Raw genomic sequence first — 15,396 nt, 5'->3', positions numbered from 1 at the left:
ATGTTGAATCAAGCTAAAATGACAAATTATCGCTAAATTCGGACAAAATGATGCACAGGTTGAATCTCAATGGCTATGAACCCGACCGACACCATGAAGCCGCGGTCGCATTTTGTATTCACGCCGGAACGGATGAGTTAACCAGTCCTGTACATCAGCACCGCAAAGGACAGCTGATACTGGCGCTACATGGTGCAATTACCTGTACGGTGGAAAATGCTTTGTGGATGGTGCCACCGCAATATGCGGTTTGGATACCGGGCGGGGTGGAACATAGCAATCAAGTGACAGCTAACGCTGAACTCTGTTTTCTGTTTATCGAACCCAGCGCAGTGACAATGCCGACAACCTGTTGCACATTGAAAATATCGCCCTTATGCCGGGAATTAATTTTAACCCTGGCAAACAGGACGTCGACTCAGCGTGCTGAGCCGATGACCCGCAGATTAATTCAGGTCCTGTTTGATGAACTCCCTCAGCAGCCACAACAACAGCTGCACCTACCCGTTTCTTCTCATCCTAAAATTCGCGCGATGGTGGAGATGATGGCGAAAGAGCCCGTCGAGTGGGGGTCATTGGGGCAATGGGCTCGCTTTTTTGCGATGAGTGAACGCAATCTTGCCCGACTGATAGTGAAAGAGACGGGGTTGAGTTTTCGCCAGTGGCGTCAGCAGTTACAGCTGATTATGGCGCTTCAGGGATTAGTGAAAGGCGATACTGTACAGAAAGTTGCTCATACGCTGGGGTATGATTCAACAACGGCCTTTATTACTATGTTTAAGAAAGGCCTGGGGCAAACGCCAGGCCGATATATTGCGGGATTAACTACTGTTTCCCCACAATCAGCGAAACCAGACCCGCGGCAATAAGCGGACCAACCGGTACGCCGCGAAACAGCGCCACGCCCAAAACAGTGCCCACCAGCAGCCCGGCGACCAGTTGCGGCTGGCTGCCCATTAACGTCACGCCGCGCCCACCTAGCCAGGAGACAATAACGCCTACTGCAATTGCCACCAGCGATTTCCAGTTCAGAAACGAGTGAATCAGGGTTGAGGGCGGTAGCGTCCCGCTGGCGATGGGGGCCATAACGCCAATCGTCAGAATGATTATCCCGATACTTAGCCCCTGTTTTTCAATCCACGGGAAAAAGGTGCTTAACGGTGTGACGCGGACAATGATTAACACCAGAATTGAAACGGCGACAGTGGTGTTATGACTGATAAAGCCCAGCGCAGCTAACCCGAGCAGGATCAGCAAAGTGACATCAAACATCGTGGTTTCCTTGCCAAAAAATAATAAGCCTGCTTACTTTACGCTTGCTGCAGGAAGGAAGTAGAAAATCTTTACGTTTTTTGCATAAAAAATCAGGCGAACTGTCATCAAACTGCAATTTGTGCACGCTAACAATAACGTGAAAACAGCTATCTCCCGGGGGCATACTATGAACGATCAAATGTTCGTCGAGACACTGATTATCACGTCATCGTTTTTTGCCATTGCTGTTGTGCTGGTTTTGTCCGTTCTTCTTATCGAACGGACAGGCTAGTTACGCAGTGCGGCGGAAATTGACCAGTTCTGGTTGCGCAATGCGCAAATAATCCGCGGTTTTCAAAATAACGGATTTATCCAGCATGCCTGCATTGAAGGCGATTTCATCAAATCGTTCGAAGAGTAGGGGATCGGCAACCAGTTTGAGTTTTGGATGGAAGCTGAAAGGGGGGATCGCGCCGAAGACACAGCCTGTGAGTTCATCGACTTCCGCCGGGCTGGCCAACGAAGCGCGTAATCCGCCTATATGGCTGGCGAGTTGGCTCAGATCGGCCTGTTGATCGGCCGCGAGGATCGCCAGAACATGTTGATTTACACCATTGCCTTTGACTTTACATACCAGTGCCTTAGCCCCCTGGCCTAAAGCGGTGCCACGAATTTCTGACACCGCTTCACATTTACCTACCGCTTCATGGGTAACGACGCGGAAGTCAGCACCTTCTTGTGATAATAAAGCGATTAACCGCTGATGCGTCACGCTTCCTTTAGCCATTTCAGTCATTTCATGCTCCTGAGATTACAAGCAAACAACCATAGAAGGTTATCATGAACGGCTGTTTTTGTTCTGCTTATTGACATATAAACGCTCATCGGAAGCTTTATACGCATCATGTAACGTATCGTTTTCTTTCATCGCGTAAATACCGGAAGAGAAGCCGATCTCTTTCTGCGGCGCGATATGTTGCAGACGTTTTTCGATACGTTCAGGCAGTTGTGCTGCAATTTGCGGCGTCGAATCGACAAGAATGATGCAGAATTCATCGCCACCGAGTCGGATGGCATAATCACTTTTACGAATTGACTGTTTAATCGCCTGCGCTAATAACGTAATCGCTAAATCCCCCTCCTGATGACCGAGGGTGTCATTTATTTGCTTTAACTTGTCCATGTCAATTGCAATAAACATCACCGAAGAACCGGATTGCACCAGTTTTTGCAACCGCTGCTCCAGTTCAGGGGTTAAAATTTTGCGATTATAGAGTCCAGTCATCGCATCACTAATATTTTCTCGCGACACATTTTGGTATAAACGGAAGTGCATCCGCACCATATTCAGCAAAATTAACGCCGTCAAAATCCAGAACAGAACGCTTTTCCACGAAGACGTGATAAAGTAAAGAATATCAATGGATAACGAGACACGAATGCCGCCCGGTAAGTCATGGACGTAACTGACATACTGGAACAGATTGTCTTCGCTCTGGTTGATGATAATGTCGCGCCCCGAATCGGTATCGGTTAGCGTGACATTGAGAAAACGCCAGAGGAGAGGGCGGTCATGAGTGTAAAAGATATTCCGCAGATTGTTTTTGTTAATATCCAGCAGCACAATCCCTTTTAGCTGCCCTGCGACATATACCGGCGTCAGCAAACTCATCACGTTCTGTTTAGTACGCTGATCCTGGTAAATGCTCGATAAAACGGTACGCCCGGTAAATACCTTTTCAATATCTTTGCGATCGATGCCAATACTTCCTGACTGCAGGAAAGACCAGTTATTCATCGCAAAGTATTCAACATTAACCGGCTCATAAAAATAGACATAGCGGTCATTGAGATCGAGATAATAGTGAAATTTCTCTTCGGCCATCCCAAGACCTGAACCGTAATCATCCTGGTGGCGGTTGCCTTCCACTGCCTGATCAAAAGCGGGTAATAGTGCTGCAGCTTCCACAATTGTGTCGCAGTCAGTGGATGCGGTTTGTAGTGTGCCGCGTAAGCCAGGGTATTTATGGGCAGTCAGGTTTAAGCCATGGGTATTATTGGCAGACTCAAAAGCCTCGCAGATGGTGCGCCGCTGTTCTGGCGACACTTCCGACTGCTCAGCAGCGAGAGCGCGCATCACATGCGCGGCAATACTCTGATTCTGATACTTATCATAAAGAAAGGAGGAGTCTGCTCTCTGCACGATATAGCGCAGATAGGCACTCATTGCTCTGTCACTGGCGACAAGTTCAAAAATAAGGAAGGAAGATGTCAGCACAATGACACTTGCGGCGATAAAATGCCGGAGCATTCTATGGTGCAATTTCATGATAAATGGCACTCCTTCGGTTAGTGAAACGAGAAAACCAGATAAAGTTCGATTGCGGCCTGGCACAGGGGCGCTAATTATACTCATCTCTGCGCCGCTGGGGAGGGGAAATTTAGGGGTAATAGTAATAAATTGTATGCAAAAGCCACGCAAAAAGCATGGCTCTGAATATTTTTGCACTTAAATATGATGAATAATCACTTTGTTGCCCCCCTCGCTTTTCGCTTCGCGTAAGGCTTTATCTGCTTCCGTCATGACAAGCGAGATATTACGTGTGTCACCCGTTGAAAAAACCGTGCCAATACTGATGGTCATTTGCTCAGGAACATCATATCTGTTACTAAAGCCGGTCAGGAGTTCGACATTTTTACGCATACGTTCCGCAATGATTTTTGCCTGGGCACTATTCAGTTCGGTAAATAGCAAGCCAAACACCTCACCCTCCAGTCGCGCTAAAATATCATCGGGGCGGATGCTTTGCTGGATAATATCGACAATTGAAACCAGCACTTTATCACCCACACGATGTCCCCATTGGGCATTGATGCGTTTGAACTGATTAATATCAACCAGCATGACACAGAAGTCCTTAACAACAGGTCGCGACAATAATGACTCTACGCTGTTGAAAAAGTAGCGGCGATTATAAATATTGGTCAGCACATCATGAACTGCCAGTTTGCTGGAGAGTTGCAGTTCCTGAAAAATGTTATAAATCAGAAAAGACACAACAAACAGTTTACTGGAGACTTCAATCCCGCGACTGATATACCAGATGGTGTAATTATACTCATCCAGAGTTAGTAGAAGTAAGTTGCAGCATAGCGATGCCAGACATAATAATGCTATTAACGGCCATAGTTCGCTGGCTAATCGTGTGCGCATGATAATAAAGAACAGTAAAAATGCCCACAGACAAACCAATATTTTTGTATAGTTGATTCCCCAGGTCGCAGTATGGTTGTCCGGACAGTAATCGACGACATACAAAGAATAGTCAGCGTTATAACTGCTCAGATTGTGTGCCAGAAGGGGAAAAACTAAAAAAGGAATCAGTGCCAGTAACAGAATGCCAGTTTTTTTCTTATTGTTGTCAAGGATGTTGTCTTTCCCATAACAAAAGAGCGCCAGCGAGGTTAAACAAATGAAACTGAGTTGGCGGAAAATATAGAAAATAGAAACATCATTCGACTTTGTCTGGATCAGTGTACTGCCGTTGATTGGTTTATGGATAATTACAATGGTTTCAACTAAATAGATAAGGCCACTTAAAAATGCAAGGCTTAAAATGAGTGTTGGTAAAATTTGTTTGTTAGTGAAATACTTCATTAACATGAAAAGAAAAATGACGGCGTTAAGGAAAAACAAAGCCACAACAACCATCAGGTAATTCATCTGTGGGATGAGTTTTACATTCGTGTTTTCGTTATATAAGGTAGTAATGCAAAATAAAATTAACGTCAGCAATAAGCTGAAAATAAAAAAGCCTTGAGCTTTTAATTTTTGTGTACCCATAGAAGCCATAAAAAGGAGAGCAATGTGAGTGCTGGATTTTATTGATGGCAGAGATATATAGTTTTGACCAGGATCAATTTTCGTTAACGATAAAAAATATTTAAAGAATAACCCCAGGGAAACACGTGTTGACCGAATCATTTTTCCGAATGATTGTTTTCTGGAACTAAATTGTGTAAAGGTTATGCTGTCATATTTAAAGCGATTGTAAGCTAATGTATGTAATAAATGAGATAATTTACAGTGAGCTAAAAATCAGCCAGGCGATAATGACCCGGCTGATAGTTTTAGTCTTTAGCTGTTGCATTTTGTTTATGAAACAGTTCACGGAACACCGGATAAATATCATCCTGGTCGCGGATATGCTGCATCGCAAAGTTGTCGAAAGTAGATTGCAGATGCTCATATTCTCGCCACAGTGTCTGATGTGCACGACGGGTAATTTCGATATAGCTGTAATAACGAACGACGGGTAATAATTTTTTCGCCAGGATTTCATGGCAAAGCGGAGAGTCATCGGCCCAGTTATCGCCGTCCGATGCTTGTGCCGCGTAAATATTCCACTGTGCCGGGTTATAACGCTCTTTCACTACCTCATCCATCAGTTTCAGGGCGCTGGAAACAATGGTGCCGCCAGTTTCCTGCGAGTAGAAAAACTCATGTTCATCGACTTCTTTCGCCTGGGTATGATGGCGGATGTATACGACTTCCACGTTCTTATACGTTCTGCTAAGGAACAGATACAGCAGAATATAAAAACGCTTAGCCATATCTTTAGTGGACTGATCCATTGAACCGGAAACGTCCATCAGGCAAAACATCACTGCCTGGCTGGAGGGATCGGGCCGCTTCTCGTAGTTCTTGTAACGTAAATCGAAGGTGTCAATGAAAGGGACGCGTTCAATTTTGGCACGTAATTCTGCAATTTCTTTGCGCAGACGTTCCTCTTCCAGCAGTTGCGCAGGTTCACTATTGCTGATGATGGCCAAATTCTCTTCCAGCGCATGAAGTTCCCGCCGCTTGCCCGCCGTCATGGCTGTGCGTCGTGCCAGTGAGTTCTGCAATGAACGCACAACACTGATATTGGCCGGAACGCCGTTAGCGGTATAACCCGCACGATGCGTTTTATATTCGGTCAGCTGGCGTTGTTGGTTTTGTTTCAGATTCGGTAAGGCCAGATCTTCAAAGAGCAGATCAAGATACTCATCTTTCGAAATCTGAAAGACAAATTCATCCTGACCTTCACCATCCTGGCTGGCCTGGCCCTGACCACTGCCGGAACCTCCGCCGCCACCCTGGGGACGTTCAATTCGGTCATTCTGGACGAAATGGTCATTGCCCGGATGCACGCGGTGGCGCAGACCGCCACGCCCCTGATGAAACATCGGTTCGCTAATATCTTCCGTGGGAATGGATACAGACTCGCCGCTGTCGACGTCAGTCACCGAACGCTTATTAATGGCCTCGGAGATCGACTGTTTAATTTGCGCTTTATAACGGCGTAAAAAACGCTGGCGATTCACCATGCTTTTGTTTTTGCCGTTCAGACGCCGGTCAATAAACCAGGTCATATGCCCCCCGTACTACATTTGCCAACTGTATGCTACGCCTGTGTTGCCGCTTCTCTGGCCCACGGTTCGCTGTCGTTGTAGGCCCGGTAGCATGTGTACCGGGCCAGGGTTGTTAAGACGATTTACGTACGCGCAAATACCATTCGCACAGTAAACGCACCTGTTTACGGGTGTAGCCTTTTTCCATCATACGGTCGACAAAATCGTCGTGTTTCTTTTGCTCGTCGGTTGACGTTTTGGCGTTAAACGAAATAACCGGCAACAGCTCCTCGGTATTGGAGAACATTTTCTTCTCAATAACCGTGCGCAGTTTTTCATAGCTGGTCCAGTTCGGATTGCGTCCGCTGTTATTCGCTCTGGCGCGCAGTACGAAGTTAACAATCTCGTTGCGGAAATCTTTTGGATTACTGATCCCCGCCGGTTTCTCGATTTTCTCCAGCTCGGCGTTAAGAGACTCGCGGTCAAACAACTGCCCGGTATCCGGATCGCGATACTCCTGATCCTGAATCCAGAAATCCGCGTAGGTAACATAACGGTCGAAAATGTTTTGCCCATATTCGGAATAGGATTCAAGGTAGGCCGTCTGGATCTCTTTGCCGATAAACTCGGCATATTTCGGGATCAAGTAACCTTTCAGGAACTCCAGATAGCGTTCTGCCTGCTCTTGCGGGAACTGCTCGCGCTCGATCTGCTGTTCCAGGACGTAGAACAGATGGACCGGGTTTGCCGCCACTTCTACATGATCGAAGTTGAACACGCGGGAGAGGATCTTAAACGCAAAACGCGTCGACAGACCGTTCATCCCTTCATCGACACCGGCGTAGTCACGATATTCCTGATACGACTTGGCTTTGGGATCTGTGTCTTTCAGACTTTCGCCATCATAAACCCGCATCTTTGAATAAATGCTGGAGTTTTCTGGCTCTTTAAGGCGCGAAAGAATGGAAAAACGTGACAGCGTTTCCAGCGTGCCAGGGGCGCAGGGGGCGTGAGTCAATTCACTGTGATTAAGCAATTTCTCGTAGATTTTGATCTCTTCGGAAATGCGCAAGCAATACGGCACCTTCACGATGTAAACACGATCGAGGAAGGCTTCGTTGTTTTTGTTATTACGGAAAGTGACCCATTCGGATTCGTTCGAGTGGGCGAGAATAATCCCGTTGAACGGCAGGGCGGAGATACCTTCCGTCCCGTTGTAGTTACCTTCCTGAGTGGCGGTTAGCAAGGGATGCAGCACTTTAATCGGTGCTTTAAACATCTCGACAAATTCCATGATCCCCTGGTTGGCGCGGCACAGTGCACCGGAATAGCCGTAGGCGTCCGGGTCATTCTGCGCGTAGTGTTCGAGTTTACGAATATCGACTTTCCCAACCAGCGCGGAGATGTCCTGGTTGTTCTCATCACCGGGTTCCGTTTTGGCGATAGCAATTTGTTGCAGAATTGACGGCCAGACCTTCACTACCCGGAACTTAGTGATATCGCCACCAAATTCATGCAGGCGTTTTGCCGCCCACGGCGACATGATGGTGCCGAGATAACGGCGAGGAATGCCATACTCTTTTTCCAGAATCTGCGCATCTTCCTGCGGATTGAAAAGACAGAACGGATGATCGTTGACCGGGCTACGCTCACCGTTGGCGCTCAATACATAAATCGGTACGAGCTGCATTAATGATTTCAGTCGCTCAGCAAGCGATGATTTACCCCCACCCACAGGCCCCAGCAGATACAGAATTTGTTTCTTCTCTTCCAGCCCCTGAGCCGCGTGTTTCAGATAAGAGACAATCTGTTCAATCGCGTCTTCCATGCCGTAAAACTCTTCAAACGCCGGATAACGTGCAATGACCCGGTTAGAAAAGAGTCGAGAAAGTCTGGGTTCCTGGGCTGTATCGACCATGACAGGCTCACCGATAGCCATCAATAGCCGCTCAGCCGCGTTGGCATAAGCACTGCGATCTTGCCGACAAGTGGTAAGAAACTCCTGCAGTGTGAACTCTTCGTCCTTGGCAGCTTCATATCGCTGGCGATAGTGATCGAATATATTCATGGTATGCCGTCCTTTCGTTTTTTAGCACAGGTTAAGAGCCGTTCATATGAATAGTAGAGGCTCCCGGAAGAGGTAAACTGAACGACGTCTCTTGCTAAAACACAGCAACTCTCATGCCATTTTATCGACGATGAGAACAACGTGCCCGGTGATACACCTTCAAAATTAAGCGTAGATGGCAAATGGAAAACTTGCCTGCACGGCTTTCTTAATTTCAATGGCATATCAACAACTCATCCATAAATTTTGCATAATTAATGTAAAGACCAGGCTCGCCAGTAACGCTAAATTCATTTGGCTGTAAGCGCGGTGTCATCCGCGTCAGGAAAATTAAACAGTTACTTTAAAAAATGAAAACGTAAAAAGGTTGGGTTTCGATGTATTGACGGGTAAACTTTGTCGCCCGCTAAACATTTGTTTAAGGAATGATTAATTGTGACCAAACTCAAACTTCTGGCACTTGGAGTGCTTATCGCAACGTCTGCAGGCGTAGCGCACGCTGAAGGTAAATTTTCCCTGGGCGCAGGCGTAGGTGTCGTTGAACACCCATATAAAGATTACGATACCGATGTCTACCCAGTACCGGTAATCAACTATGAAGGCGATAACTTCTGGTTCCGTGGCTTAGGTGGTGGTTACTACCTGTGGAATGACGCAACGGACAAACTTTCAATTACCGCTTATTGGTCGCCGCTTTACTTCAAAGCGAAAGACAGTGGCGATCACCAAATGCGTCACCTGGATGACCGTAAGAGCACCATGATGGCTGGTCTGTCTTATGCTCACTTTACCCAGTACGGTTACCTGCGTACCACCCTGGCTGGCGATACCCTGGATAACAGCAACGGCATCGTCTGGGATATGGCCTGGTTGTATCGTTACACCAACGGTGGCCTGACCGTGACTCCGGGTATTGGTGTGCAGTGGAACAGCGAAAACCAGAACGAATACTATTATGGCGTATCGCGCAAAGAGTCCGCTCGCAGCGGTCTGCGTGGCTATAACCCGAACGACAGCTGGAGCCCTTACCTGGAGCTGAGCGCCAGCTACAACTTCCTCGGCGACTGGAGTGTTTACGGTACCGCGCGCTACACCCGTCTGTCTGATGAAGTTACTGACAGCCCAATGGTGGATAAATCCTGGACTGGCCTGATTTCTACCGGGATCACCTACAAATTCTGATAATGCATCTTTCCAGGGCATTTTGTGCATAAAAACAGGGCGTCACGCCCTGTTTTGCATTACGGTGGTGCAATACCTGGGAGGAAACAATGCAACAAAAAATGATTCAATTTAGTGGCGATGTCTCACTGCCAGCCATAGGGCAGGGAACATGGTATATGGGCGAAGATGCCAGTCAGCGCAAAACAGAAGTAGCTGCACTACGCGCGGGCATTGAACTCGGTTTAACCCTCATTGATACCGCCGAAATGTATGCCGATGGTGGTGCCGAAAAGGTGGTTGGGGAAGCATTAACCGGTCTGCGAGAGAAGGTCTTTCTCGTCTCTAAAGTCTATCCGTGGAATGCTGGCGGGCAAAAAGCGATAAATGCATGCGAAGCCAGTTTACGCCGTCTCAATACTGATTATCTCGATCTCTACTTATTACACTGGTCTGGCAGTTTCGCTCTCGAAGAGACTGTCGCAGCGATGGAAAAATTGGTCGCCCAGGGCAAAATCCGCCGCTGGGGCGTTTCTAACCTTGATTATGCCGATATGCAGGAACTCTGGCAGCTGCCGGGGGGAAATCAGTGTGCCACTAATCAGGTACTTTACCATCTCGGTTCACGAGGGATTGAGTACGATCTACTCCCTTGGTGCCAGCAACAGCAGATACCGGTGATGGCTTACAGTCCGTTAGCTCAGGCCGGGCGGTTGCGCAATGGGCTGCTAAAAAACGCAGTAGTCAACGAAATTGCACATGCTCACAATATCAGCTCGGCACAAGTATTGTTGGCGTGGGTAATCAGCCATCAGGGTGTGATGGCGATTCCAAAAGCGGCCACGATTGCCCATGTCCAACAGAATGCGGCTGTGCTTGAGGTCGAACTTTCTCCAGCGGAATTAGCTATGCTGGATAAAGCGTATCCGGCACCAAAAGGAAAAACTGCGCTGGATATGGTGTGATGTTGATACGTGCCGGATGCATCGCACCCGGCACACAACATTAACGCAAATTAACGTTTGGCAACGCGAATGGATTGCGCCAGATGTGCAGGTTTTTCTTTGGTGACTTTTTGCGTTTCTGAAGCGTAAGCCGTTTCTACACAAACAAAGGTCTTGTAGCCATCGTCCGGCATGTCGCCCATGCTAACTGAAAGCGCCGGTCCCGGATTCCAGCCTACAACGTTCAGATGATGCTGGTGACCTACGGCGATAATACGATTCAGCGCTTCATCATTAATCACGCTGCAATCTTGCGGATTCAGATACACGCGATCGGTACGGTCAGGGAAGGTCTGAATACCGTCGGTCAGTACATCTTCTTTCGCGTCATTCACTTTATCAATGAAGCGATCGCCCAGCCCACTGACGCTTACCTTAGCGATATCACCCACGTTAAAGTAGGTATGCAGGGCAGAGGTGGTTTCAAATTCGCCGTGTGCTTCAAGATCGATTTCACAGGTTTTACCCACGCGGAAATACGCTAACAGCGTAAAGTCGTGCGGCCAGAATTTTTTCGTCTCTTCGCTTTGCGTCAATTCAAAAGTCAGCGCTACGCCATCAGCATCTTCATGATGTGATTTCAGCGTCCACGGCAGGTTGCGGGCAAAACCGTGCGCAGGCAGGCCTTGTTGTGCAGCCGGACCAAACCACGGCCAGCAAACCGGTACGCCACCGCGAATAGCGACGCCATTTTTGAACGGTGTGTTGTTACTCAACCACAGAACTTCTTCTTCACCCGCAGGTTTCCATGAGAGAAGGTGTGCGCCCTGTAATGCAAAAGAGGCTTTTACCTGGGGATGATCGACCACAATGAGGTCCAGTTCATCCAGTTTACGACGGGAGAGGACAGGGGAGATTTGTTCGATGACCGGAAGGGCAAAAATTTTCTTAATCATGACGCAGTCCTTTAACTTCATTTTATCAGGTAAAAAAAAGAGCGACCGAAGTCGCTCTTTTTAGATCACAGTGTCATCTCAACTTATTTGGAGATGTGAGCGATCAGGTCCAGAACTTTGTTGGAGTAACCGGTTTCGTTGTCGTACCAGGATACCAGTTTCACGAAGTTGTCGTTCAGAGCGATACCAGCTTTAGCATCGAACACGGAAGTGCAAACTTCGCCGTTGAAATCGGTAGATACTACGTCATCTTCGGTGTAGCCCAGAACGCCTTTCATTTCGCCTTCAGCAGCAGCTTTAACGGCAGCTTTGATCTGCTCGTAAGTTGCAGCTTTTTCCAGACGAACGGTCAGGTCAACTACGGATACGTTCGGGGTCGGAACGCGGAACGCCATACCAGTCAGTTTGCCATTCAGTTCTGGCAGTACTTTACCTACAGCTTTAGCAGCACCGGTAGAGGACGGGATGATGTTCTGAGAAGCGCCACGGCCGCCGCGCCAGTCTTTGTGAGACGGGCCGTCAACGGTTTTCTGAGTAGCGGTGGTAGCGTGAACGGTGGTCATCAGACCTTCGATGATACCGAAGTTATCGTTGATAACTTTAGCCAGCGGAGCCAGGCAGTTGGTGGTGCAGGAAGCGTTGGAAACGATGTCCTGGCCAGCATATTTGTCGAAGTTAGCGCCTTTAACGAACATCGGAGTGTTGTCTTTAGACGGACCAGTCATAACCACTTTTTTCGCACCAGCGGTGATGTGTTTACGAGCAGTTTCGTCAGTCAGGAACAGACCAGTTGCTTCAGCGACAACGTCAACACCAACTTCGTCCCATTTCAGGTTAGCCGGATCACGTTCAGCGGTAACACGGATTTTTTTACCGTTAACGATCAGATGACCGTCTTTCACTTCAACGGTACCGTCGAAACGGCCGTGAGTGGAGTCATATTTCAGCATGTATGCCATGTAATCAGCGTCTAACAGGTCGTTGATTGCAACGATCTCGATGTCAGAACGTTTCTGAGCAGCACGGAAAACAATGCGACCGATACGGCCAAAACCGTTGATACCTACTTTGATAGTCATATATTCCACCAGCTATTTGTTAGTGAATAAAAGGTTGCCTGTAAAATTACAAAAACCTTACGCAGCGTCAAGCGGAATCGTGTCAATCATTGCGACAAATCAATCCTGTGCCTAAGCATTACGCGACTGACTCGCCTCACTCTTCCTTTGGGCTTGAGACCACATGGGGTCGGCGTCCCGAATTTTAAAGGGCAATTACGATAAAAATGTGATTTTCATCACGATTTAGGTGCAGCCATTTCGTCGAGATCAAGTTTAGGACAAATTTTTGCCAGTTGGTGTTAATGTTTTGTTAGAATCAGTCACGTAATGTGAGCACGATTAAAGTGAGATGTGAGCAAATGGCTAATAAACCTTCGGCAGAAGAACTGAAAAAAAATTTGTCCGAGATGCAGTTCTACGTGACGCAGAATCATGGGACAGAGCCGCCATTTACGGGTCGTTTACTGCATAACAAGCGTGACGGCGTATATCACTGTTTGATCTGCGATGCCCCGCTGTTTCATTCCCAAACCAAGTATGATTCCGGCTGTGGCTGGCCCAGTTTCTACGAACCGGTGAGTGAAGAATCCATTCGTTATATCAAAGACTTGTCACATGGAATGCAGCGCATAGAAATTCGTTGCGGTAACTGTGATGCCCATCTGGGGCATGTCTTCCCCGACGGGCCGCAGCCAACGGGTGAACGTTATTGTGTTAACTCAGCCTCTTTACGCTTTACCGATGGCGAAAACGGCGAAGAAATCAACGGTTGAAAAAACGATTCAGCAACTTATTCCACAGGAGCGGAAAAATTATGAATCTTGATGACATTATCAACAGCATGACGCCTGAGGTATACCAGCGTTTGTCGACCGCCGTTGAATTGGGGAAATGGCCTGATGGCGTTGCGTTGACCGAGGAACAAAAAGAGAACTGCCTGCAACTGGTGATGCTGTGGCAAGCCCGCAATAATACCGAAGCACAGCATATGACAATTGACACAAATGGTCAGATGGTCATGAAGAGCAAACAACAGTTAAAAGAAGACTTTGGTATCTCAGCAAAGCCTATTGCCATGTTTAAGTAAGTGGTTTGTCCCCTTTTTGCCGCGGTTATAAAGGGGATAGTCAACAATAACCCCACGACTCATCTCAATTATCTCGTCACGACCAGGCAAAGCCCCAGCCCGGTCTCTTGCAGTCGCGTTCACGCCTGAATGACTTCTCCTGAACTTAAGTCTCAGACCTATTTGGCCGGTAATCCCTCTCAAATTTGCTCATTTTGCGTTCCGCCTTCCATCAACCTGTAACAGATCCAGCCATTTTCTGCGTAATTGTGATCTGAGTTGTAAAACGCAGATCATTATCTGTGTTTTACAGATTTAATGTTGACCTCAAAAATCATGTGGGTAAGTATGATGACCATCTAAGCAAAACAAAACACAGAGGATGACGCAATGAAAGCACTGGCTCGGTTTGGCAAAGCCTTTGGCGGCTACAAGATGATCGATGTCCCACAACCCATTTGTGGCCCGGAAGATGTAGTGATTGAAATTAAAGCCGCGGCAATCTGCGGCGCAGACATGAAGCACTACAATGTCGATAGCGGTTCTGATGAGTTTAACTCTATCCGCGGCCATGAGTTCGCAGGTTGTATTGCGCAGGTTGGTGAAAAAGTCAAAGACTGGAAAGTGGGGCAACGCGTCGTGTCAGATAACAGCGGTCACGTCTGCGGCGTTTGTCCGGCCTGTGAACAAGGTGATTTTCTGTGTTGTACAGATAAAGTAAACCTTGGTCTGGATAACAATACCTGGGGCGGTGGTTTTTCCAAATATTGTCTGGTTCCTGGTGAAATTCTCAAAATTCATCGTCATGCGTTGTGGGAAATCCCTGATGGTGTTGATTATGAGGACGCAGCCGTACTTGACCCTATCTGTAATGCCTACAAATCCATCGCGCAGCAATCGAAATTCCTCCCTGGTCAGGATGTAGTCGTCATCGGTACTGGCCCACTCGGGCTGTTCTCCGTACAAATGGCGCGGATTATGGGGGCGGTAAATATCGTCGTCGTTGGTCTACAAGAAGATGTGGCGGTCCGCTTCCCGGTTGCAAAAGAACTGGGTGCGACGGCAGTAGTAAATGGTTCTACCGAAGATGTGGTGGCGCGCTGCCAGCAAATATGTGGCAAAGACAATCTGGGGCTGGTGATTGAATGCTCCGGTGCCAATATCGCATTGAAACAAGCCATCGAAATGCTCCGCCCGAACGGGGAAGTGGTACGCGTTGGAATGGGCTTCAAACCTCTTAATTTCTCGATTAATGACATTACCGCCTGGAACAAAAGCATCATTGGGCATATGGCCTATGACTCCACCTCATGGCGTAACGCTCTCCGGCTATTAGCCAGCGGCGCTATCAAAGTCAAACCGATGATCACGCATCGTATCGGCCTGTCGCAATGGCGCGAAGGGTTTGATGCGATGGTCGATAAAACCGCAATCAAAGTGATCATGACTTACGACTTTGATGAATAACTACTCTCCTGAAGGAACGTTATCG

15 protein-coding genes are annotated in these 15,396 nt (G+C 47.7%); 7 read left to right on the top strand and 8 right to left on the bottom strand.

Going from position 1 to position 15,396, the window contains the following annotated elements; all coding sequences use genetic code 11:
* Positions 1 to 47 precede the first annotated feature (47 nt).
* Entirely contained in the window at positions 48 to 869 is an 822-nt protein-coding gene (gene nimR, locus G434_RS20160) for a DNA-binding transcriptional regulator NimR (protein ID WP_000972237.1), read from the top strand.
* Here the strand turns inward: nimR and G434_RS20165 are convergent.
* Complete coding sequence (locus tag G434_RS20165; protein ID WP_000460707.1) at positions 826 to 1,272, bottom strand: DUF441 domain-containing protein; 447 nt, start codon at positions 1,270 to 1,272, stop codon at positions 826 to 828. The two genes, nimR and G434_RS20165, sit on opposite strands and share 44 nt — an antisense overlap.
* 169 nt (positions 1,273 to 1,441) lie before the next feature.
* On the opposite strand from G434_RS20165, the gene yoaI reads away from it, so the two are divergent.
* A complete protein-coding gene (gene yoaI, locus G434_RS0124835; protein WP_000999630.1) occupies positions 1,442 to 1,546 on the top strand; it encodes a small membrane protein YoaI in 105 nt (34 codons plus the stop codon).
* Here the strand turns inward: yoaI and yeaK are convergent, their stop codons facing one another.
* The 5 genes from yeaK to yeaG form a co-directional block, all read right to left on the bottom strand.
* Positions 1,547 to 2,050: a mischarged aminoacyl-tRNA deacylase gene (yeaK, locus tag G434_RS20170; RefSeq protein ID WP_000138043.1), complete on the bottom strand. Its 504-nt coding sequence runs from the start codon at positions 2,048 to 2,050 to the stop codon at positions 1,547 to 1,549. It lies immediately after the preceding gene.
* A 42-nt stretch (positions 2,051 to 2,092) separates the two neighbouring features.
* Positions 2,093 to 3,583, bottom strand: a complete 1,491-nt coding sequence (dgcJ, locus tag G434_RS20175; RefSeq protein WP_001322965.1) for a diguanylate cyclase DgcJ — start codon at positions 3,581 to 3,583, stop codon at positions 2,093 to 2,095.
* A gap of 180 nt (positions 3,584 to 3,763) precedes the next feature.
* Positions 3,764 to 5,239, bottom strand: a complete 1,476-nt coding sequence (locus G434_RS20180; protein ID WP_000621404.1) for a sensor domain-containing diguanylate cyclase — start codon at positions 5,237 to 5,239, stop codon at positions 3,764 to 3,766.
* Between the two features lie 146 nt (positions 5,240 to 5,385).
* Positions 5,386 to 6,669: a YeaH/YhbH family protein gene (locus G434_RS20185; protein ID WP_000219686.1), complete on the bottom strand. Its 1,284-nt coding sequence runs from the start codon at positions 6,667 to 6,669 to the stop codon at positions 5,386 to 5,388.
* Between the two features lie 112 nt (positions 6,670 to 6,781).
* Positions 6,782 to 8,716, bottom strand: coding sequence for a protein kinase YeaG (gene yeaG, locus G434_RS20190; RefSeq protein WP_001019882.1), 1,935 nt, complete (start codon positions 8,714 to 8,716; stop codon positions 6,782 to 6,784).
* Positions 8,717 to 9,151: 435 nt separating this feature from the next.
* Here yeaG and mipA point away from each other — a divergent pair, with 435 nt between their 5' ends.
* On the top strand, positions 9,152 to 9,898 hold the full coding sequence (gene mipA / locus G434_RS20195) for a scaffolding protein MipA (RefSeq protein WP_000163771.1): 747 nt from the start codon (positions 9,152 to 9,154) through the stop codon (positions 9,896 to 9,898).
* Positions 9,899 to 9,987: 89 nt separating this feature from the next.
* Positions 9,988 to 10,842: a methylglyoxal reductase YeaE gene (gene yeaE, locus G434_RS20200; protein ID WP_001186361.1), complete on the top strand. Its 855-nt coding sequence runs from the start codon at positions 9,988 to 9,990 to the stop codon at positions 10,840 to 10,842.
* A gap of 50 nt (positions 10,843 to 10,892) precedes the next feature.
* On the opposite strand, the gene G434_RS20205 is transcribed toward yeaE, so the two are convergent.
* On the bottom strand, positions 10,893 to 11,777 hold the full coding sequence (locus G434_RS20205; protein WP_001309547.1) for a D-hexose-6-phosphate mutarotase: 885 nt from the start codon (positions 11,775 to 11,777) through the stop codon (positions 10,893 to 10,895).
* A gap of 83 nt (positions 11,778 to 11,860) precedes the next feature.
* Positions 11,861 to 12,856: a glyceraldehyde-3-phosphate dehydrogenase gene (gapA, locus tag G434_RS20210; protein WP_000153502.1), complete on the bottom strand. Its 996-nt coding sequence runs from the start codon at positions 12,854 to 12,856 to the stop codon at positions 11,861 to 11,863.
* 341 nt (positions 12,857 to 13,197) lie between these two features.
* Between gapA and msrB the strand changes: the two genes are divergently transcribed.
* The 3 genes from msrB (at position 13,198) to G434_RS20225 (ending at position 15,371) form a co-directional block, all read left to right on the top strand.
* The gene (gene msrB, locus G434_RS20215) at positions 13,198 to 13,611 is read left to right on the top strand and encodes a peptide-methionine (R)-S-oxide reductase MsrB (RefSeq protein WP_001284618.1); all 414 of its coding nucleotides are present in this window, start codon (positions 13,198 to 13,200) and stop codon (positions 13,609 to 13,611) included.
* A 41-nt stretch (positions 13,612 to 13,652) separates the two neighbouring features.
* Positions 13,653 to 13,925 (top strand): YeaC family protein, encoded by a 273-nt coding sequence (locus G434_RS20220; RefSeq protein ID WP_001046791.1) that lies wholly within the window; start codon positions 13,653 to 13,655, stop codon positions 13,923 to 13,925.
* Between the two features lie 369 nt (positions 13,926 to 14,294).
* Entirely contained in the window at positions 14,295 to 15,371 is a 1,077-nt protein-coding gene (locus tag G434_RS20225) for a zinc-binding dehydrogenase (RefSeq protein WP_000645191.1), read from the top strand.
* Positions 15,372 to 15,396: the final 25 nt, after the last annotated feature.

The sequence above is a fragment of the Escherichia sp. KTE172 genome (genome assembly GCF_000408845.1).
GTDB classification, from domain to species: Bacteria; Pseudomonadota; Gammaproteobacteria; order Enterobacterales; family Enterobacteriaceae; genus Escherichia; species Escherichia coli.
This window is presented reverse-complemented; position numbering and strand designations above follow the sequence as displayed.

What these genes read in the sequence shown, in the direction of transcription:
- nimR (WP_000972237.1), top strand. Translation starts at nt 48, where the DNA reads ATGATGCACAGGTTGAATCTCAATGGCTATGAACCCGACCGACACCAT.
- G434_RS20165 (WP_000460707.1), bottom strand. Translation starts at nt 1,272, where the DNA reads ATGTTTGATGTCACTTTGCTGATCCTGCTCGGGTTAGCTGCGCTGGGC.
- yoaI (WP_000999630.1), top strand. Translation starts at nt 1,442, where the DNA reads ATGAACGATCAAATGTTCGTCGAGACACTGATTATCACGTCATCGTTT.
- yeaK (WP_000138043.1), bottom strand. Translation starts at nt 2,050, where the DNA reads ATGACTGAAATGGCTAAAGGAAGCGTGACGCATCAGCGGTTAATCGCT.
- dgcJ (WP_001322965.1), bottom strand. Translation starts at nt 3,583, where the DNA reads ATGAAATTGCACCATAGAATGCTCCGGCATTTTATCGCCGCAAGTGTC.
- G434_RS20180 (WP_000621404.1), bottom strand. Translation starts at nt 5,239, where the DNA reads ATGATTCGGTCAACACGTGTTTCCCTGGGGTTATTCTTTAAATATTTT.
- G434_RS20185 (WP_000219686.1), bottom strand. Translation starts at nt 6,669, where the DNA reads ATGACCTGGTTTATTGACCGGCGTCTGAACGGCAAAAACAAAAGCATG.
- yeaG (WP_001019882.1), bottom strand. Translation starts at nt 8,716, where the DNA reads ATGAATATATTCGATCACTATCGCCAGCGATATGAAGCTGCCAAGGAC.
- yeaE (WP_001186361.1), top strand. Translation starts at nt 9,988, where the DNA reads ATGCAACAAAAAATGATTCAATTTAGTGGCGATGTCTCACTGCCAGCC.
- G434_RS20205 (WP_001309547.1), bottom strand. Translation starts at nt 11,777, where the DNA reads ATGATTAAGAAAATTTTTGCCCTTCCGGTCATCGAACAAATCTCCCCT.
- gapA (WP_000153502.1), bottom strand. Translation starts at nt 12,856, where the DNA reads ATGACTATCAAAGTAGGTATCAACGGTTTTGGCCGTATCGGTCGCATT.
- msrB (WP_001284618.1), top strand. Translation starts at nt 13,198, where the DNA reads ATGGCTAATAAACCTTCGGCAGAAGAACTGAAAAAAAATTTGTCCGAG.
- G434_RS20220 (WP_001046791.1), top strand. Translation starts at nt 13,653, where the DNA reads ATGAATCTTGATGACATTATCAACAGCATGACGCCTGAGGTATACCAG.
- G434_RS20225 (WP_000645191.1), top strand. Translation starts at nt 14,295, where the DNA reads ATGAAAGCACTGGCTCGGTTTGGCAAAGCCTTTGGCGGCTACAAGATG.